General features: G+C 36.7%; 16 protein-coding genes. 15 read left to right on the forward strand and 1 reads right to left on the reverse strand.

Annotated features, from left to right (window positions below; translation table 11 throughout):
• Nucleotides 1–38 precede the first annotated feature (38 nt).
• From BMX10_RS04335 to BMX10_RS04380, 10 genes are all read left to right on the forward strand, one after another.
• The gene (locus tag BMX10_RS04335; RefSeq protein WP_090439876.1) at nt 39–1,475 is read left to right on the forward strand and encodes an SLC13 family permease; all 1,437 of its coding nucleotides are present in this window, start codon (nt 39–41) and stop codon (nt 1,473–1,475) included.
• A 136-nt stretch (nt 1,476–1,611) separates the two neighbouring features.
• On the forward strand, nt 1,612–2,652 hold the full coding sequence (locus tag BMX10_RS04340) for a LacI family DNA-binding transcriptional regulator (protein ID WP_090439878.1): 1,041 nt from the start codon (nt 1,612–1,614) through the stop codon (nt 2,650–2,652).
• A gap of 87 nt (nt 2,653–2,739) precedes the next feature.
• The gene (gene glgB, locus BMX10_RS04345) at nt 2,740–4,635 is read left to right on the forward strand and encodes a 1,4-alpha-glucan branching protein GlgB (RefSeq protein WP_090439881.1); all 1,896 of its coding nucleotides are present in this window, start codon (nt 2,740–2,742) and stop codon (nt 4,633–4,635) included.
• 78 nt (nt 4,636–4,713) lie between these two features.
• Complete coding sequence (gene glgA, locus BMX10_RS04350) at nt 4,714–6,159, forward strand: glycogen synthase GlgA (RefSeq protein ID WP_090439884.1); 1,446 nt, start codon at nt 4,714–4,716, stop codon at nt 6,157–6,159.
• A gap of 117 nt (nt 6,160–6,276) precedes the next feature.
• The gene (locus BMX10_RS04355; protein ID WP_170834674.1) at nt 6,277–7,281 is read left to right on the forward strand and encodes a carbohydrate kinase family protein; all 1,005 of its coding nucleotides are present in this window, start codon (nt 6,277–6,279) and stop codon (nt 7,279–7,281) included.
• Nucleotides 7,244–8,725 carry a glycosyltransferase gene (locus BMX10_RS04360; protein WP_090439890.1) on the forward strand — a complete coding sequence of 494 codons (1,482 nt, stop codon included), beginning with the start codon at nt 7,244–7,246 and terminating at the stop codon, nt 8,723–8,725. Before BMX10_RS04355 ends, BMX10_RS04360 begins: the two co-directional genes overlap by 38 nt.
• 32 nt (nt 8,726–8,757) lie before the next feature.
• Nucleotides 8,758–9,864 carry a carbohydrate ABC transporter permease gene (locus BMX10_RS04365; protein ID WP_090439893.1) on the forward strand — a complete coding sequence of 369 codons (1,107 nt, stop codon included), beginning with the start codon at nt 8,758–8,760 and terminating at the stop codon, nt 9,862–9,864.
• The gene (locus BMX10_RS04370) at nt 9,854–10,723 is read left to right on the forward strand and encodes a carbohydrate ABC transporter permease (RefSeq protein ID WP_090439895.1); all 870 of its coding nucleotides are present in this window, start codon (nt 9,854–9,856) and stop codon (nt 10,721–10,723) included. Before BMX10_RS04365 ends, BMX10_RS04370 begins: the two co-directional genes overlap by 11 nt.
• A 115-nt stretch (nt 10,724–10,838) precedes the next feature.
• Entirely contained in the window at nt 10,839–12,167 is a 1,329-nt protein-coding gene (locus tag BMX10_RS04375) for an ABC transporter substrate-binding protein (protein WP_208976102.1), read from the forward strand.
• A gap of 161 nt (nt 12,168–12,328) precedes the next feature.
• Entirely contained in the window at nt 12,329–14,680 is a 2,352-nt protein-coding gene (locus BMX10_RS04380; RefSeq protein WP_090439898.1) for a glycoside hydrolase family 65 protein, read from the forward strand.
• On the opposite strand, the gene pgmB is transcribed toward BMX10_RS04380, so the two are convergent.
• Nucleotides 14,675–15,340 carry a beta-phosphoglucomutase gene (gene pgmB, locus BMX10_RS04385; RefSeq protein ID WP_090439900.1) on the reverse strand — a complete coding sequence of 222 codons (666 nt, stop codon included), beginning with the start codon at nt 15,338–15,340 and terminating at the stop codon, nt 14,675–14,677. The two genes, BMX10_RS04380 and pgmB, sit on opposite strands and share 6 nt — an antisense overlap.
• Nucleotides 15,341–15,587: 247 nt before the next feature.
• On the opposite strand from pgmB, the gene BMX10_RS04390 reads away from it, so the two are divergent.
• The 5 genes from BMX10_RS04390 (at nt 15,588) to phnE (ending at nt 20,448) form a co-directional block, all read left to right on the forward strand.
• Nucleotides 15,588–16,700, forward strand: a complete 1,113-nt coding sequence (locus BMX10_RS04390) for a Rossmann-fold NAD(P)-binding domain-containing protein (RefSeq protein ID WP_170834675.1) — start codon at nt 15,588–15,590, stop codon at nt 16,698–16,700.
• 398 nt (nt 16,701–17,098) lie between these two features.
• Nucleotides 17,099–17,737, forward strand: a complete 639-nt coding sequence (locus BMX10_RS04395) for a PHP-associated domain-containing protein (RefSeq protein WP_090439906.1) — start codon at nt 17,099–17,101, stop codon at nt 17,735–17,737.
• Nucleotides 17,738–17,776: 39 nt separating this feature from the next.
• The gene (gene phnD / locus BMX10_RS04400; RefSeq protein ID WP_090439908.1) at nt 17,777–18,682 is read left to right on the forward strand and encodes a phosphate/phosphite/phosphonate ABC transporter substrate-binding protein; all 906 of its coding nucleotides are present in this window, start codon (nt 17,777–17,779) and stop codon (nt 18,680–18,682) included.
• Between the two features lie 131 nt (nt 18,683–18,813).
• Nucleotides 18,814–19,578 (forward strand): phosphonate ABC transporter ATP-binding protein, encoded by a 765-nt coding sequence (gene phnC / locus BMX10_RS04405; protein ID WP_090439911.1) that lies wholly within the window; start codon nt 18,814–18,816, stop codon nt 19,576–19,578.
• A gap of 48 nt (nt 19,579–19,626) precedes the next feature.
• The gene (phnE, locus tag BMX10_RS04410) at nt 19,627–20,448 is read left to right on the forward strand and encodes a phosphonate ABC transporter, permease protein PhnE (protein WP_090439914.1); all 822 of its coding nucleotides are present in this window, start codon (nt 19,627–19,629) and stop codon (nt 20,446–20,448) included.
• Nucleotides 20,449–20,655: the final 207 nt, after the last annotated feature.

Below are 20,655 nucleotides of genomic sequence, written 5' to 3' on the forward strand. Positions count from 1 at the left end.
GGATCCGATAGAATGACAAAAGGGGAAAGGTGATTAACATGACAACAGATGAAGTAAAACAGAAGCCTATAGGGTCAAAAGACACAAAAAAGCTTGTTATATTGATAGTAGTAATGATATGTATAGCTATAGCAGCTTTTTTGCCGCCACCAGAAGGCCTAGGTGATAAAGGATTAATCATGCTGAGCATTGCAATGGGAGCGGCTATTCTTTGGATGACAGAGGCTTTAACCATAGGCGTCACAGGACTTTTCATTATTTTTTTACAATCTATTTTTGGTATTCTTCCTTTGACCCAAGGATTGGCTTATATAGCTCATCCTGTAAATGCAGTTGTATTGGTGGGCTATTTACTGGCGGGAGCCTTGGTGAATTCTGGGATGGATAGAAGGCTTAGCTTAACCATTATATCAAAAATGGGAGAAAAAACTAGTCAGCTTATACTAGGTATCATGATTGCAACAGCCTTTTTATCTATGTGGATGTCTAACACAGCTACTACAGCTATTATGGTGCCTATCGCAACAGGAATATTGACCATGGCAGGTGCAAAGCCTCTGAAGAGCAATTTCGGGAAAGCTTTGTTTATTAGCATTGCCTTTGCTGCTAATATAGGTGGCATGGGAACCCCTACTGGCACCCCAGCGAATCCTATCGCTATTGCATTGCTGAATAACTTGGCTGGAATACAGCTGACATTTTTAGATTGGACAGCTAGAGCCCTTCCTTTGGTTATCCTGTTAATTCCAGCAGCATGGATGATTGTACAAAAAGTTTATCCCCTGGAAATTAAAGTGGTAGAGGGCGGATTAGACGCAGTAAAAAAACAGCTAAAGGAAATGGGACCATTACAAAGGGAAGAAAAAAGAGTTGTAGTACTGTTTATTTCTGCTGTAACCTTATGGCTAATGGATTCCTTCATCTCTTTACCTAGTGACTGGTTATATATTGTTGCAGTTCTACTCACCATTATTATTGTCACACCAAAAGTCGGCTTCATGCCTTGGCAGGAAGCACAAAAGCTCATAGGCTGGGATGTATTGTTTTTGGTAGGCGGCGGTTTATCTATGGGTGCAGGACTTAAAGCTACTGGCGCCATTGATTGGATTGCTGGGATACTTTCATCAGGTATGGGAAGCATGCCTGAGAGCATAGCCATCGGATTAATTTCTGCAGCAACAGGATTAGGTATCACCATTTTTTGCAGCCTTTCAGGTACTGCTACCACCTTTGTCCCCGTTGCTATTGGTTTGGCCCTAAGCTTTGGTTGGGATCCTATTGCCTTTGCTGTGGCTGCTGGGCTATCTAGTTCATTTGCCTTTTTATTACCAGCCAATGCTGCACCAAATGCTGTTGCCTATGGTTCAGGATATTTTAAGACAATAGATATGTTTAAAGCAGGAGTCGTGATGATAATTGCTTCTATCGTTATACAAGGGATACTAGCAGGTTTTCTTTTGCCTTTGATTTTTTAGACTCAGCGGAAGAGGAATCTAATAGTAAAAATAATGCGATTTTTATGAATTTATTGACAATAATTAGAAAAAAAGATATACTATTTGTGAAATTAATTTAATATATATTAATATTAAGGATAAAAGGACCTAAAACATGAAGGAAAAAATCAATAAGACGATTAGACTAAAGGATGTGGCTGAAAGAGCGGGAGTAGGAGTAGGGACAGCGTCTAGAGTTCTTAATAATCATCCTAGTGTAAGTCAGCAAAAACGTCGAAAAGTTTTAAAAGTAATGGAGGAAATGGGCTATCGACCCAATGCCATTGCTAGAAGCTTAAAAACCAACTATACAAAGACAATTGGTATCATTATTATGGATATAACAAATCCTTTTTATTCCAATTTATTGAAAGGATTACAGGATTTTGCATGTAAGAATGATTACAGTATTATTCTTGCAGATCTTGCTTGGAATGCAAATAAGCTTCTTTCAACGATTAAAACCATGCAGGACAAAAAAGTAGATGGATTTATTTATCTAGGGAGCCATGTAAAGGACAAAGAGATAAGATGGTTTACAGAGAGACAAAAACCTGTTGTTTTTATTTCCACTGCAGTATTGATTACTGACCAGAGCCTCCGAAATAAGTTTATTGACATTGGGATTAATAATGAACAAGCCAGCTACGATGCTGTAAAATATCTTATAAATTTAGGACATAAGGATATTGCTATTATTTCAGGTATCAAGGGCGATATGAACTCAAGTGTTCCCCGTATGAAGGGATACCAACGTGCTATGAAGGAAGCTGGAGTAGCTATTAATGAAGAATGGATAGCCTACGGAAAGCATACATTTAAAAGCGGATATCAAGCTATGCTGAAGTTTATCAACAAGAAAAAAAGACCTACAGGGGTTTTTGCTATATGTGATTTGATGGCTATTGGAGCTGCTAAAGCTGCATTAGACTATGGTCTTCGTATACCAGAAGATATGACGATAATGGGATTTGACGGGATTGATAATGCTGAATATTTTAATCCTTCTATTTCAACAATCGTACAGCCACGTTATGAAATGGGACAAAAAGGGATGGAGCTGATGCTGAGAATGGTGGAGGGGGAAATCAATCACGGCTATGAAGTAATTTTAGATTATCGGCTTGTGGAGCGAGAATCCAGTCGGTCAATATAATTATTTTTTTAAATAAATTTGGAATCGATTCCAAATCACTGATGTATTTTGATATTTCTATTTTGTTGTAAAAAAGGATGATAATCCATGGATAGACATATATTTTATCAAGAGGATTTATATTTATTTCATGAAGGCACCAATTATTATAGCTATAGATTTTTAGGGGCCCACCTGATAGAAGAAAATGGACAAAGGGGAACCAGGTTCACTGTATGGGCACCAAATGCAGAAGAAGTAAGGTTAGTGGGAGATTTTAATAATTGGCAGGGTTACTCCCATAGAATGGAGCAAATTTCCAACTCTCAGCTTTGGTCAATTTTTGTAGGGAATATACAGGAGGGTGCATTATACAAATATGAAGTTTATGGAAAAAATCGAGAGGTATTTTTAAAAAGTGATCCCTATGGGTTTTTGTCGGAGCTGCGACCTGATACTGCTTCAATTGTTTACCACCTAGAAAATTATCCATGGCAGGATCAACAATGGCAACAGAAAAAGATAACAGAAAGTCCATTAAAAAAACCAGCTATCATCTATGAAGTTCATTTAGGCTCTTGGAAAAGAAAAGAGGATGGAAGCTTTTATAATTACAGAGAAATTGCGCATCAACTGGGTGATTATGTGATAAAAATGGGGTATACCCATGTGGAAATCTTGCCTATCATGGAACATCCCTTAGATGATTCATGGGGTTATCAAGTTACAGGTTATTATGCTGTTACAAGCAGATATGGAACACCAAAGGATTTTATGTACTTTGTTAATTATATGCATCAGAGAGGAATAGGAGTAATCTTAGATTGGGTACCAGGTCATTTTTGTAAAGACCAGCATGGTCTCATAGAATTTGATGGCGGGAAGGTCTATGAGTATAATCAATTTAATAAAGCCACAAACAAAGCGTGGGGAACTGTTAATTTTGACTTAGGAAAGCCTGAAGTAAAAAGCTTTATAATATCCAATGCTTTCTTTTGGATGGATATGTATCATATCGATGGTTTAAGGGTAGATGCAGTCACTAATATGCTTTATCTTGATTATGGAAAAACAGAGGAAGAATGGACGCCTAATCAATATGGGGGAAAGGAAAATCTGGAGGCTGCAGCATTTCTTAAAGAACTAAACAAAGCTGTTTCTCACTATTATCCCAATCATCTCATGATAGCAGAAGAAGCTACCCAATGGCCTATGGTAACAGCTTCAACCTATGCAGGGGGTCTTGGCTTTAACTATAAATGGAATATGGGCTGGATGAATGATACTTTAAAATATATGGAATTAGATTATAAAGAAAGAAAGGGACACCATGATTTATTGACCTTTTCATTAATGTATACTTTTACAGAAAATTTTATTTTGCCTTTGTCCCATGATGAAGTCGTACATGGCAAGAAATCACTGTTGGAGAAAATGCCAGGAAGCTATGAAGAAAAATTTGCCAACCTAAGGTGCTGCTATGGCTACATGATGGCTCACCCAGGAAAAAAACACCTTTTTATGGGAGGGGAGTTTGGACAATTTACTGAGTGGAACCATCATTCAGCGCTAGATTGGATGCTATTAGACTATGAAATGCATGCTAAGCTGCAAAGCTATGTAAAGGACCTTATTCATTTTTATAAAGAAGAGCCGACCCTATGGACGGAAGACCATGACGCAGCTGGATTTCAATGGATTGATGTAAATGATGACAATCATAGCATTATAATCTTTATGAGAAAATGCTCCCAGGATTACATTATTGTTTTATGTAATTTTTCTCCTAAGGCATCAACAGGGTATCGGATTGGTGTACCTAATGAAGGGGAGTATTTAGAGGTATTTAATAGTGATGCTGTCCAATATGGAGGCGGAGGGATAAGAAACCTAGAGGCTGTCAAGGCTCAGCGGAAGCCATGGCACCATCAACCATACTCTATAGAAATCTCTATACCAGCATTAGCGACGATTTATTTTAAAAGAATACATAATAAAAAATAAAGACAGGAAAGTAAACATTAGATAAAAAACATTTATTGTAGAAAAGGCAAGATAACTAGAGAAAGGGGGGATTGCTACATGAAAGTGTTATTTGCTGCATCAGAAGGTGCTCCCTTTTCTAAATCAGGGGGATTAGGGGATGTAATAGGTTCTTTACCTTTTTATCTAAATAAACTGGGAATCGATGTTGCCGTTATTTTACCAAAATATCAAGAAATTCCACAGGACTTTAAAGAAGAAATGCTGTGGTTAAAAAGCATCACAGTGGAGGTGGGATGGAGAAAGCAGTACTGTGGTATAGAAATTCTACGGTATAAAGATATTTTTTTCTATTTCATCGACAATGAATATTATTTCAACAGGGCTGATGCCTATGGATATGAGGATGATGGAGAAAGGTTTGCCTTCTTCAGTAGAAGTGTTCTGGATATATTGCCCCATATTGGATTTAAGCCTGATATTATCCATTGTCATGATTGGCAAGCCGCCATGATCAGTTATCTTTTGAAGACTCAATACCAATATCGTAATTTTTATCATAAAATTAAAACAGTTTTTACGATACATAACTTAAAATATCAAGGGGTTTTCCCTAGGGAGGTACTACAAGACCTGTTTAACGGAGCTTATCAGGATTTTTCTAAAGAAGGAGTAGAATATTATGGCAATGTAAGTTATATGAAGGGTGGCATAAACTATTGTGATACTATTACAACCGTCAGTCCAACCTATGCAAAAGAAATCCAGCAACCCTACCTTGGAGAGGGGTTAGATGGGTTATTGTACCATAAAAAACAACAGTTATGTGGAGTTCTCAATGGGATTGATGAGAGTAAATTTAACCCTGAGACAGACCAACATCTTTTTAGGAACTATAATAGTAAAAAACTGGAGAGTAAAAAAGAAAATAAATTAGGGCTGCAAAAAAAACTAAAATTGCCTGTTTCCTTAGATATTCCCTTGATAGGGATTGTTACGCGATTGGTAGAACAAAAAGGCTTAGACTTAATAGCCAGTCAGCTTACATCAATAATAGCAGAGAATGTACAGCTGGTAATTTTAGGAACAGGGGATAAGAGATATGAAGAAATATTTATGGAAGCAGAAAAAAGATATCCTGAAAATATTTCTACCAACATATTTTTTAATGAAGTACTAGCTCAACAAATCTATGGAGGCTGCGATTTCTTTTTAATGCCGTCCTTGTTTGAGCCATGCGGGTTAAGTCAGCTTATTGCTTTAAGATATGGTACTATACCCATTGTAAGAGAAACTGGGGGGTTAAAGGACACTGTCAAGGACTATAATGAAGTCTCTAAAAAGGGCAATGGATTTACCTTCACTGATTATGAAGATGAAGCGATGTTTAAGACTATAAAAAAAGGACTGGGCTTTTATAAAAATAAGGCAGTATGGAAAGACATTGTTAGAAATGCAATGAAAACAAAGGTTAGCTGGGAAAAATCGGCAAAAGCCTATAAAAAGCTTTATGCAAGATTAATAGAGGAGACATCTACTATCTAGGTGTCAATAGCAGCTCATAGAATTCCCCCAAGCTGATGGGTTGCTATGGCACCAATTAAATAAGATAAATAAAGAGGTAAAAATTGAAAAATAGGATAAAGCTAAGGAGTGTTTTCGTTGATCAATATAGATGAACCATTAAATCTTGCAAAAGAAAAATGGGATGTGGTTGCCATAGGAGAAGCTTTAGTAGATTTTATTTCCCAGGACTATGTAAGCTCTCTCATGGATGCAGAGAGATTTGAAAGATGCTTTGGGGGCTCTCCTGGTAACGTTGTCATTAACATGGCAAATCTTGGATTTAAACCAATCATGATTTCAGCTGTAGGGGATGATTATCTGGGTCAATATTTTCTTGATTCTTTGTCAAAACAAGGGGTCCCTCTTGATGGAGTTGAGATCATTAAAGATACAAATACAACAGTGGTTATGGTATCAAAGAGCAAGAAAAATCCTGAATTCATAGCTATCAGAGGCGCAGACAAAATGCTAAGACCAAGAGAAAGTCATCTTAAACTATTGGATAAAAGCAGTTTATTGCACTTTACTGCATGGGCACTTTCCCATCCAGATATACGAGAGGCTTCTTTGCGCTTAATACTCTATGGGAAAAAAAAGAAGAAAATTATTGGATTTGATCCCAACTTTCGTCACAGTATTTGGGAAAAACAACATGATGGTGTCAGGCTGATGAAGGAAATCATGGGTTATGTAGACATTATTAAGCCATCGGAAGCTGATGCAGAATTTATTTTTGGGAATGATTCCTATGAAGGCTACTTAGAAAAGTTCTTGGGACTAGGTTGCAAGCTGGTCATTCTAACCTTAGGAGAAAAGGGTTTATTAGCCTCTGATGGAAGAAAAATTTTAAGACTGCCTTCCTTTGCCAAAGAAGTGCAGGATACCACTGGAGCAGGGGATGCTTTTTGGTCGGGTTTCTATGGCTCCTTATTGAGAGGAAACAAGGTAAAAGAAGCCATCAAGCACGGAAGTTATACAGCTGCTTATAAAGTAAAGTATATAGGCGGAGTATGTTCCTTACCCAATTTGAAGACCTTAATAGAAACATTTGAGGGGGAAAAAAATGAAGGTTCTATTTTTAAATCCACAGGGAAATTTTGATGATAAAGACAGTCACTGGACCCAGCATCCAGATTTTGGAGGACAGTTGGTTTATGTAAAAGAAACAGCCTTAGCTATGGCAAAGAAAGGGGTTAAGGTAGACATTGTTACAAGATTGATTGAAGATGAAGGGTGGAAGGAATTTGCAGATGAAATAGAACACTATCAAGGGTCAGACGTAAGGATTGTAAGGATACCCTTCGGTGGAAAAAAATTTTTAAGAAAAGAATTGTTATGGCCTCATTTATATGAATACGTGAAGGGTATACAAAGCTTCTATAAGAAGGCACAAGGATATCCTGATTTTATAACCTCGCATTATGGAGATGGTGGTTTAGCAGCTGCTATGTTTCGAGAAGAGAAAAAGGTACCATACTCATTTACAGCCCATTCCTTAGGGGCACAGAAAATGCAGAAACTAAGGATAAACAAGGAGAATTTTCAGTATTATGAAGAAAGGCTGCATTTTTCAAAAAGAATTACGGCTGAGAAGATTGCAATGGCTAATGCTTCCACTTACATCGTCAGCACTAGACAGGAACAAATAGAACAGTATGGACATCCGCTATACCAGGATGTTGTTCATATCCATAGCTCTAAGTTTAAGGTGGTACCACCAGGGGTGAATACTAAAATATTCCAACCGAAAACAGAAAATCAACAGGAGGATGCCGTGAAGGAAAGGCTTAAAAAAGTAATACAGAGGGATATAGCTGAAGAAAGAAAAAAACTTCCCTTTGTGATAGCCTCCAGCCGTCTTGATAAAAAGAAAAATCATCTTACCTTGGTAAATGCTTTTGGAAAAAAAATCAACCTTCGAAAAAAGGCAAATCTTTTGATTGTGATAGGAGGGGTGGAGAACCCATATCATGATTATAGTAAGCTAAAGGAGGAAGAACAAAAAATCCTTGATGAAATAATGAATTCTATTAAAATCAATCAATTAAAAGGAAAGGTAGCTTTTATCAGCCTAAACAATCAAAAAGAACTTGCGGCATGCTATCGACAGGTGGCAGAAAAAGGCGGGCTTTTTTCCTTAACTGCTCTGTTCGAACCCTTTGGTCTTGCACCGATAGAAGCAATGGCCTGTGGCTTACCGGTGGTAGTGACAAAAAACGGTGGGCCCTTAGAGGTGTTAAAAGAAGGAGATACATCCTACGGTCTTTTGGTGGATCCTGAGGATGAAGAGGATATTGCTGAAAAGATAACAGCAGTACTATCAAATAAAGAAAGATGGCAGTACTATCAAAAGCAAGGCATATTAAGAGTGAGAGAAAAATACACATGGGAAAGGACAGCAGAAGGCTACATAGCATCAATAGAAGAAATTCTTAAGACAGGAGATAAGGGAGAAAATAGAGGGATTCCAAGCTATTATAAAGGCTACAGTCATTTTCTAGAAAAAGATGTACAGCAAATGAAGGAGGCATACTTATCAACCTGATAGGGAAGGTTGAAAAAAAGGGGGGAAGGTAGATGATTGAAACTAAGAAAAAAGCACCTTTGGTTAGCAGAAGCAAGAGATCTGATTTAGCTAAAAGGGAGGAAAGCTTGGCCTATAAGCTGCTGATACCTACCATCATCATTCTGTTACTGATTGCTATCTATCCATTAGGCCAAGTGTTTGTTACTAGCTTTACCGACAGACAGTTTGCCAGTGGACAGGAAACCAGCTTTGTAGGCTTTGAAAACTACAGAAGACTGCTGAGTATAACCATAAAAGAATTACCACCTGCTCTTGATGAAGAGACAGGAGATGTGAAAATCGATAGTGATACAGGAAAAGTAGTTTATGAACGACCTATACAGATACTCCCTAGGGAACCTTATCGTTACAGAGAATATAAACAATTTAATTTTCTTGGTAATCGTTATGTTTTAGGTGCAACAGACCCAGATTTCATTGATGCCATAAGGAATACTGTCACCTTCACCGTCATCTCGGTATTCTTAGAATTAGCATTAGGCCTAGGAATCGCTTTAGTAGTGAATAGTCATTTTAAAGGAAGGGGAGCAATACGAGCTTCTATGCTGATACCATGGGCAGTTATTACAGTTGTTTCAGCAAGAATGTGGGAATGGATGCTGGCCTCTAATCGAGTAGGATTTTTCAATACATTATTATATTATTTAGGACTAGGGGACGGGCAAATTGCTTTTTTAGCTTCTTCAAACCTTCAGCTAGCCGCTATGGTGGCTGTAGATGTCTGGAAAACCACCCCCTTTATGGCACTCCTTTTATTAGCTGGATTACAAACCATTCCCAATGAGCTTTATGAAGCGGGGGATATTGATGGAGCAGGAAAAATCAGGCAGTTTATAACCATCACATTACCTTTACTGAAGCCTGCTATGGCAGTAGCTCTAGTCTTTAGAACACTGGATGCCTTAAGGGTATTTGATGTTTTCCAGGTATTATTGGGACAGAGCAAATATTCAATGGCCAGCTACAATTATTTTCAGTTAATAGGCAATAGAAATATGGGTTTGGCCTCTGCTATTGGTGTTGTAATTTTTCTTATCATCTTTGTTTTTGCTATAAGCTATATTAAGATGCTGGGAGTTGATAGTGATGAAGCATAAAGGATGGAAATACTATGGGAAAAAAACTGGTTTTTACTTTGTTCTATTTATAATCCTTATTTATTTGCTATTTCCATTTTATTGGACAGTGAATTCTTCTCTGAAATCAGAGGCTCAGCTGCAGATGACCCCTACTACCTTTGTGCCTAGGGACCCACATACTGGAGCAGTTTCTCCAACCTTCAACAATTATAGAGTGGTTTTTCAAAACAAACAATTTGTTTTAGGTTTATTCAACAGCACAATTGTAGCCGCATCTACCACGATGCTTGCGTTAGTAACAGGCTCCTTTGCAGCATTTGCATTAGGTAAGCTAAAGTTTCGAGGTAGAAAACCTGCTCTTTATATCATATTGGCCATGACAATGTTTCCACAAGTGACAGTATTAGCAGGTTTATATGCTGTAATTAATGCTTTGAACCTATCCGCAAGGATTAGTATGATCTTATCCTATATGATTTTCACATTACCTTTTACTACCTGGGTGATGACGTCATTTTTCAAGGGTTTGCCTACTGCCTTGATGGAATCAGCTAAGGTAGACGGAGCTACACCCTTTCAGACCTTCTATAAGATACTATTGCCTCTAACGGCTCCGGCTCTTGTAACCACAGGACTACTGGCCTTTATTGCCTCTTGGAACGAGTATTTATTTGCTCTGACCTTTACATCTATAGATCCAACAGCCAGAACAGTACCTGTTGCTATAGCTTATTTTACTGGTGCAGTTGCTAGACAGGAACCCTTTGGAGAAATCATGGCAGCGGCTGTTGTGGTAACTGTTCCTATCGTTTTACTAGTGCTTTTCTTCCAGAAAAGAATTGTGGCTGGATTAACTGCAGGAGCTGTAAAAGGCTAATATTTAATTTTGAAGATAGAGAGGGGGAATGCTTAGAGCGGAAAAGAATGCTTCGCAGCAAGTGACAGAAGCTGATGGAACTTAATTTTTCTAAAATTTTTAAGGGGGAGTTTGTATGTTTAAAAACAAGAAACTATTGGCAATGTTTACGGTGTTCATGATGTTATTCACTTTATTGGCAGGCTGTGCTGCAGAAGCACCTGCTGATGTTCCAGAGGAGGAGCCGGCTGTAGAAGAGACTGAGGAAAAAGTAGTTATTACCATTGCTGCAGGGGCTGTAGGACAGGAACTGGAATTAACCAAGGAAGCAGCAGCAATATATAATGAAGCCAATGAGGGAGTTGAGGTACGAGTTCTTGACACACCTGATTTAGCACAGGATCGACTAGGATTATATTTACAGTTCTTTGAAGCTAGAAGTGCTGAGGTAGATGTATATCAGATTGATGTCATATGGCCAGGAGATTTAGCAGAGCATTTTGTTGATTTAAATCAATATGGTGCTGCTAGTGTAGTAAATGACCACTTCCCAGCCATCGTTGAGAATAATACTGTGGATGGCAAATTAGTTGCAATCCCATGGTTTACTGATGCAGGCTTATTGTATTATCGAACAGATTTATTAGAAAAATATGATCGCCAGCCTCCAACCACCTGGGATGAACTGGAGGAAACAGCTAAGATAATTCAAGATGGAGAGAGAGTAGAAGGAAATCAAGATTTTGTTGGCTATGTATGGCAGGGGAATTCCTATGAAGGCTTAACCTGTAATGCTTTAGAATGGATAGCATCAAATGATGGTGGAACAATTATCAGCCCTGATCAAGAAATCACTATCAACAACCAAAATGCTGTAGAGATTATAGAAAAAGCTGCTGGATGGATAGGAACGATTTCCCCTAGAGGAGTTACTGGTATGGCAGAAGAAGATGCCAGAGCCATATGGCAGGGTGGCAATGCCGCTTTTATGAGAAATTGGCCCTATGCCTACAGCTTGAGTAACGAAGATGATAGTGCTGTAAAGGGTGTCTTTGATGTATCCGCTTTACCAGCAGGCAATAGTGGAGCAGGAGCCGCTACTTTGGGAGGATGGCAGCTGGCGGTTAGTAAATATAGTGAAAATCCTGAAATAGCAGCAGATGTAGCATTGTTTATGGCTTCCTATGAGATGCAAAAAATGAGAGCGATAAAGGGTTCCTTTAACCCAACCATAAAAGCATTATATGAGGATCCAGAGGTATTAGAAGCAAGTCCATTCTTTGGAAGTCTTTATGATGTATTTATCAACGCGGTGGCTAGACCTTCTACTGCAACAGCTCCAAATTACAATTCAGTATCAACAGCCTTTTTTAGATCAGTACATGGGGTGCTAACAGGGGACAGTGGTGCTGCAGACGCATTAGAAGAACTAGAGTTAGATCTTGAGGATTTGACTGGATTCTAAACATCAAGCAGGATATAGGTGTATAATACTATACTTAAATTTTTATATACTAAGGGCTGCATAGTATAGACAGTCTTTCATAAAACAATACAGTTACCTTCCATAATAAAGCTTGGAGGGTAACTGTATTAAAATCAGCAAAATATTGGAGGAAGCAGAAGATGTCAGATATCAAAGATGCTTTACAGCAAGGAAAATATGGTAACCATCCGTGGAGGATCATAGAAACCTCCTTTGATATAGAAACAAACTTTGTAGATGAAACTATTTTTGCTTTAGGTAATGGTTATATAGGTACTCGTGGCAGATTGGAGGAGGGCTATCGGGGGTCAAAATCCTCAGGAAAGCATGGAACCTATATTAATGGGTTTTATGAAAGCTATCCTATTCATTATGGAGAAAAGGCATATGGCTATGCTAAAAACAATCAGGTAATGGTAAATGTAGCGGATGCCACTATGCTGAAAATCTCTATGGAAGATGAAACTTTGGATTTATTAAAAGGAAAGCTTTTAGAATATGAGAGGGTGCTTGACATGAGGGCAGGTATTCTTTACAGAAATTATCTTTGGGAATCTCCAAAAGGAAGAAGGCTGAAGGTTGAATTTAAAAAAGTAGTTTCTTTGGTGCATAAACATCTACTGGCTGTAGATTTGAAAATAATCCCCTTAAACTTTTCTGGGGAAATATGTGTTACCTCCGTTCTTGAAGGTCTTACAGATAATGTCAGAGAGGAAAATGATCCTAGAGTAGGCTCAAAGCTGCAGAAGGATGCGTTAAGAACAACAGAAACACTTACAAAAAATGGATTTTATGGGTTGATACAGCAGACAGAAAATACAGATATGAAGCTAGTAGCTGCTATGAACCATGATATAAAAACATCTCTCCATTATACTTCTAAAGAAAAAAAGACAGATACAGGTATAAGCTGCAGCTATAGTTTTAAGGCAAAACAAGGGGATACCTTATATTTAACGAAATATATTGCTTATCATACTACGAAGGATACTAGAGAAAAACAGCTTATATCTAGAGCAAGGGATATGCTTGACATAGGAACAGAGGTAGGTTTTAGCCGCCTCTTAGAAAAACAAAAGAAGTATTTGGACATTTTTTGGAAGGATGCCTTTATAGAGATAAAAGGAGACCCTCTTTTACAGCAGGGATTAAACTTTAATTTATTTCATCTACTACAATCAGTAGGAAAGGATGGCACTACCAACATTGCGGCAAAGGGCTTAACGGGGCAAGGCTATAATGGTCATTATTTTTGGGATACAGAAATCTATATTTTTCCTTTCTTTTTGTATACCCAACCACAAATCGCTAAGGAATTATTAAAATATCGTTATTCTATTTTAGATAAAGCCCGTGAAAGAGCAAGAGAGATGGCCCATTCTAAGGGTGCGTTGTATCCATGGCGTACCATAGGCGGTGAGGAATGCTCTGCCTATTACCCTGCTGGTACTGCTCAATACCATATCAATGCTGATATCATATATGCCTTAAAAAAATATATGGAGGCTACAGAGGATATAGAGTTTTTTTTATCCTATGGAGCTGAAATGCTGTTTGAAACAGCAAGGATTTGGGTGGATGTAGGTATTTTTAATGAGAAAAAGCAAAATCAATTTTGTATTCATTGTGTAACAGGACCAGATGAGTATACCGCTATGGTAAATAACAATTTTTATACCAATGTAATGGCAAAGACCCATTTGCAATATGCTTATGATATGGCAAAATTCCTTCAAGAATTTCATCCTCAACAATACAGAGCAATAGCTAAAAAAATAGATTTAGATGAAAAGGAAGTGACTGACTGGGGCAAGGCAGCAGCTTCTATGTATATCCCCTATGACCCAGATCTTGGAATCTATCCTCAGGATGATAGCTTTTTAGAAAAGAAAAAATGGGATTTTCACAACACACCAAAGGAAAACTATCCTTTGCTTCTTCATTATCATCCATTGGTCATCTATCGGCACCAGGTTTTAAAGCAAGCCGACACAATACTGGCATTGTTTTTATTGGGCAATCAATTTAAAAGGGAGGACAAAGTTAGGAATTATCAATATTATGAGACCATTACCACCCACGATTCCTCTTTATCCCATTGCATCTATAGTATCATAGCAGCAGAAATTGGTTATGAGGAAGATGCCCATTCGTTTTTTCAACAAAATGTCAGAATGGATTTAGAGGACCACCATAAAAACACGCATTATGGCGTGCATACGGCGAATATGGGAGGGACATGGATGTGCATTGTCCACGGATTTGCAGGCATGAGAAGCTACGAAGGGATGTTAAGCTTTAAACCAAAGCTTCCTAAAGCCTGGGATAGCTGCAGCTTTTCTATTATATTTAAGGGATGCAGACTACAGGTAACAATTGAGAAGAAAAAAGCATATTATCAGCTTTTAACTGGAGGAGAACTAAGCTTTTATCACTATGATGAAGCAATTAGTTTAAAGGAAGATAATAGAATCATAGAAAGAGCCCTATAAACTCAGGGCTTTTTCTATTGAATCTATAGTGATTTTCTCAAGACTAGGAAAAACTAAGTCTGCTTGATATAAAACCTGAGGGGAGCCAATACCAACTGCATACATTCCAGCTGATTTAGCAGCTTCAATGCCTGAAAATGCATCTTCAAAGACAATACATTTTTCAGGAGATAGGTTTAAAAGCTTAGCAGCCAATAAAAAAACCTCAGGATCTGGCTTAGCCTTGGTTACTTTGTTACCATCTACAATGACATCAAAATACGCCATGAGATTAAGCTTATCTAGAATAGTTACAGCGTTTTTACTGGCAGAGCCCAAGGCAATCTTAATAGTTCTCTTTCTCAACTCCCTTAAGAAGGGCAGAACTCCAGGTAATATTTCACTCGTCTCCATCCTTAAAATATACTCTTGATACCAACTATTTTTCAAATCTGCCAATGCCCTTTTTTCCTCTGGGTTTATAGCTTTAATACCGCCAATGTCAAGCAAAATCTCCAACGCCCTAGTTCTGCTAACACCCTTCAATCTCTCGTTTTCATCCTCTTGAAAATCAAAACCAAGCCTATGGGCTAGTTTTTTCCATGCTGAGTAATGATATTTTGCAGTATCTACGATAACACCATCAAGATCAAAAATATAACCCTCGATTCCCAATAACATGCTCCCTCCTTTATAATGGTTATGACAATAACCCAGCAACTTTTATTCTATATATAGCATAACATATGTTCTGATATACCTCAAAAAAATAAGCTAAACTTTTCTTACTATGAAGGTGACATAGGGAAAGACAGCATGCAACTAAAAAGCTAGAAATTGTAATAAAAAAGAGGAAATGATTATAACAGAAAAGAACATAATAATTAGAAGAATTAAAAAGCTATGTATAAAATCTGGAGGTGGTTCCATGGCGATTAAATCTATCGGGTTTCCTAGGATGCATAAGGAAGAGAGTGAAAGAAGAGATTTTTTACCAGAGATTTTTAAAAAAATACAAGAATACAAAGATACAGAGATTTGTTTGGAGAATGGATATGGAGAAGCCATGGGATTTAAGGAAGAGGATTATTTAAAGGCTCATCCAAAAATAAAATTTCAACAGCACCAGGAAGTCTATAAAAAGGATATGGTGATTGTTTTAAGAGCTCCAATAGAAGAAGAAATCAGGCTGATGAAAAAAGGTTCGGTCTTGTTTTCTATGCTGCACTATGAAACCAGAGAATTAAGGAATCAGCTCTTAAGAGAGCTGGGAATTAAAGGTATTTCTATGGACGGTTTGGTGGATGACAAAAACAAGCGAATGCTTGTAAATTTCAGAGGAACTTCTAGGTCCGGAGTGAGAATTGCTATAGAGGAACTAAAAAAGAAGATGCCAGACTTTTATGGGGGAAAAAGAAAACCTATTTGTGCTAGTCTTATTGGCTTTGGTGATGTAGGGATATATGCTGCTAAAGCCCTTGGAGAGTTTAGCAATATAGAGTTTTCCAATGAAAAGAGAAAAGCATCAGGGATTATAACAAAGGTCCTGCCCAGTAGTGTTACCAAGGATATGGGTGTAATGGAAAAGATTTTAGAGAAAACCGATATCTTAGTAGATGCCAGCAGACGTAAGGATGCTTCTCAAATTATTGTTCCTAACAAATTAGTTGGCAAGCTTCCAGAGCATGCAGTGATTTTAGATCTGTCAGCAGATCCATACAACGATAAAATAAAGCCGATGCAAGTGAAGGGTATAGAAGGTATTCCTACGGGAACATTAGACAAATATATCATCCATCCTGATGATAAGCTGTATGATACTATACCTAAAACCATAAACACAGAAAACAGAAGACTGGTGATAAGCTGTAACGCTTGGCCTGGTGTTGACCCAATAGAATGCATGAAAATCTATGGAGAGCAAATCTATGATTTCTTGAGTGTTCTACTAGAAAAAGAAATTGGCAGCCTAAAGGTCAATAGCAAAAATTTATATGAAAGAGCTTTAGTTAGAGCTACTCTTGATTATTTCTATAGATGAAGAGTGATAGAGTAAAAAAAAAGCAAAACTGCATGATGATATCCTGAGCTTAGTTGGATCTAAGTTATTGATGCAGCAAAGGCATCATATAATCACGAAGAAATTCTCATGGAAGAAAAGAGAGAGTGCCTTTCACATATTATAGTGAAAGTGCTTTCTCTTTTGTTATTTAAAAAATGTAATCAACAATTTTAAAATAATAAATGATAGAGAAAATTAGAAAGTCTAAAGCTATTTACACATTTTTGCAAGCTTTACGTCTTAAAATAAAGTATAGAGTTTTCCTATTATTACATATACTTCCATTCAAATAATCAATTGTACATATAGAAGGAAATGGAATATACTGTTAATCGTGAGAAAGAGTTACATATTTTTAAAAAGGTGAGGCAAGTATAATGATTATTGATATGCATGTACACGAAAAGAAGTATTCAACAGACAGCATGATGTCTTTGGAAGAGATTGTGAAACAAGCCAAAGAAATAGGTTTAGATGGTGTCTGTATTACCGACCATGATAGCAATGAAATTATGGAAGAAGCACATCAACTAAAAAAGAATACAGGTTTTCTAATCTTAGTTGGAGTAGAAATATTAACCTATGAAGGCGATTTAATTGTTTTTGGATTAAAAGAATTGCCAAAGCATATGATGCATGCAAGTGATTTGTTAGATTTAATTACTGAAAAAGGAGGAGTAGGAATTAGTGCTCATCCCTATCGCCAAAACAATAGAGGGATGGAAGATTTCATAAAAAAATTACCTAAATTAGCGGGGGTAGAAGGATTTAATGGGAATACCAGCATGGAGAACAACTTAAAAGCATATCAAGCTGCTACAGAAATGGGAATCCCTATATTTGGAAGCAGTGATGCACATCAAGTGGATAGAATAGGAAAATATGCTACTTGGTTTCCAGAAGGAATCCGAGATGAAAAAGATCTTATTGAAGCTATAAAAGACAAAAATGTGAAACCGGTTATGTGCAAAAATGGTGTATTTAAAAACATATCGAAACAGTTAGTAAGTATTTAAGCTTATCCCAATATAAAAAGAAAGGAAGAGTATTAGCATATGAAGAAAAAAATATTTTTAGTATTAGCAGCACTATTATTTATTAGCAGTATAATGATGGTAGGATGTAGCTCAGAGGATGAAAGTGTATCAAATGAAAGAGGTGTACTTAGAATAGGAGCACTTCCAGGAGGAGAAGATGAATATAGAAGGAGAGAGCAATACCAACCATTTATGGAACTCCTTGAGAGAGAATTGGATATGGATGTAGAGCTATACTTAGGCTCTGATTTTACAGCAACGATAGAGGCAATGCGTGCGAATAAAGTTGATATAGTAAGTTATGGTCCATTATCGTATATTCTTGCAGCAGATATTGCAGATGCAGAAGCATTTGCACTTTCAAGTAGGGAAGATTATGGAATTTTTCTTGAGTCATATATTATTGTACATGAAGATAGTGATATTTATGAGGTGTCAGATTTGAAGGGAAAAACGTTTGCTTTTGTTGACCCTGCGTCTACTGGCGGGTATTTGATACCAAGGCTTTCTATGGTTGAAAATGGGATAGATCCAGATGCGGATTTGGCTTCAGCAGTTTTTGTAGGTAATCATGATGCCTGTGCGGCAGCGGTTATAAACAAAAATGTTGATGCTTCTACAATTGTAATGTCAGCATATTATAATGGGATAGATGAAGGCAGAATTAATCCAGAGGAGATTAGGATTATTAACATTTCTGACCCTTTTCCAGCAGGACCTTGGGCTTGGAGAAAAAGTCTGGATGATACACTAAAAGAGGACATTAAAAGAATTTTTTTCAATATGACTGATGAAGAAATTGCGTTATGCCAAGAAGTTTTTGCAAGAAACCATGTTGGATTCGAAGAAGCAGAAGATTCTTTCTGGGATAGTTTAAGAAAGGCAGCAGAATTAATTGAGTTAGATTTAAAAAGTTCAATATAGGTTTTAAAAGCAAGAATAATATACATGATGAAAAATTATTGAATTATAAGAATGAGTACAGAAAAAAATGGAATCCTTATCCTTATAAAATGGTAAGGATTCTTTACATATCGATATTGGAGGGTGGTATCGTGTTAGAAATAAGAAACCTAAGCAAGACATATAATAATAAAGTCATTGCCTTGAAAAATGTCAGTTTAACTGTGAACAAAGGTGAATTTGCAATGGTGTTAGGGTTAAGCGGTGCAGGAAAATCAACACTTATTCGAAGTATAAATGGGTTAATCAGTGTAGAAGCTGGAAGCATAGAATTTGAAGGAGTTTCTGTTTCAAATAAGGAGAATATCAATAAAATCCGAAAGGACATAGGAATTATTTTCCAGCAATTTAATATCATAAAAAGACTGACGGTTTTAGAAAATGTTCTCTGTGGAAGATTAGCATATAGTAATACCATTATGAGTAGTTTAAAGTTATTTAAGAAAAAAGATATTAATTGGGCACTAGATTGTATTGAACGAGTGGGACTGAAAGAAAAGGCCTATGTGAGAAGTGATCAGCTTAGCGGTGGACAACAACAAAGAGTGGGGATTGCTAGAGCTTTGGCACAACAACCGAAATTAATACTTGCGGATGAACCAGTAGCTAGTTTAGATCCTTATTCTGCTGAAGAAATTCTAGAATTACTAACTGAAATAAATAAAAAAGAAGGAATCACTATGTTGATGAGTCTACACAATGTGATGCTTGCAAAAAAATATGGGAATAGAATTTTAGGAATTAAAAATGGAATACTTGTTTTCGATAAACAAGTAATAGGATTAACAGAAAAAGAAATGCAATTAATTTATACAATGGATACATCCCTTATAAAAGAAAAACAACAGGCAGTTTAGTGAAAGTAATAAATTATATAGATTTTTAAAAGAGAGGTGGTGGAAACCATGCTTAGCCTAATAAAAAAAATTAATAATGAATGGTGCTTAGCTATTGATATACCAAAGGATTGGAAAAGTATTTTTAAAATATTTTTTTGGATAGTCCTATTCTTAATGACATTGACTTGGAGTGTTAAAGGAACACAGTTCAATTTATATAGAATCAGCTTAGGGATAGAAGGGATTTCCGACATTTTAAGTCGTATGTTTCCTCCAAATATTAATATTGTATCTAGATTGATTAAACCAACCATTGAAACCATACAAATGTCCATAGTAGGTACTTTACTTGCCATCACATTATCAATCCCTCTAGGAGTTTTGGGGGCTCGGAATATAACACCAAACCCTCTTTTATATGGTGTTAGTCGATTTATATTGAATGCCTTAAGGGCAGTTCCAGAAGTTATTTTTGCTATTATTTTTGTGTCTGCAGTTGGGTTAGGACCATTTCCTGGAACCCTTGCCATTGGGGTAAGCTCAAGTGGTATGCTGGGGAAATTTTTAGGAGATTCTATTGAAAACATAGATCCAGGATCTCTTGAGGCATTAGAATCAACTGGTGCCAATAAAATACAAGCCATTGTTTATGCGGTAATTCCTCAAATTTTACCAGAATTTGTGTCTTTAGGTTTATTTAGGTGGGAAATGAATTTTAGAGCATCAACAATATTAGGAATTGTAGGAGCAGGAGGCATAGGTTTTGAACTTATGACTAGTATGAGATTGTTTAAGTATCAAGAGATGACAATGACCTTAATCGTTATTTTAACTGTAGTTGCTTTAGTGGATTTCATTGCAAGTACAATTAGAAAGAAAATAATATAAATATAGATTTACTAAGTTTAGATAGCAAAAATATAGGAGAGAGTTTTAGTTAAAGCTACTTTAGATTGTTTTTATAGATAATAAATAATGAAATGCAATACATCAAAATGTTACTGGAAAGCAAAGAAGGTTACAATAAATGTAATACTGCTTTGCTTTTTCTTATGAAGAATTTGTCCCAAACCAACAGGTTTTATTGTTGTCCCA

The organism is Natronincola peptidivorans, assembly GCF_900111615.1.
GTDB classification, from domain to species: domain Bacteria; phylum Bacillota; class Clostridia; order Peptostreptococcales; family Natronincolaceae; genus Natronincola_A; species Natronincola_A peptidivorans.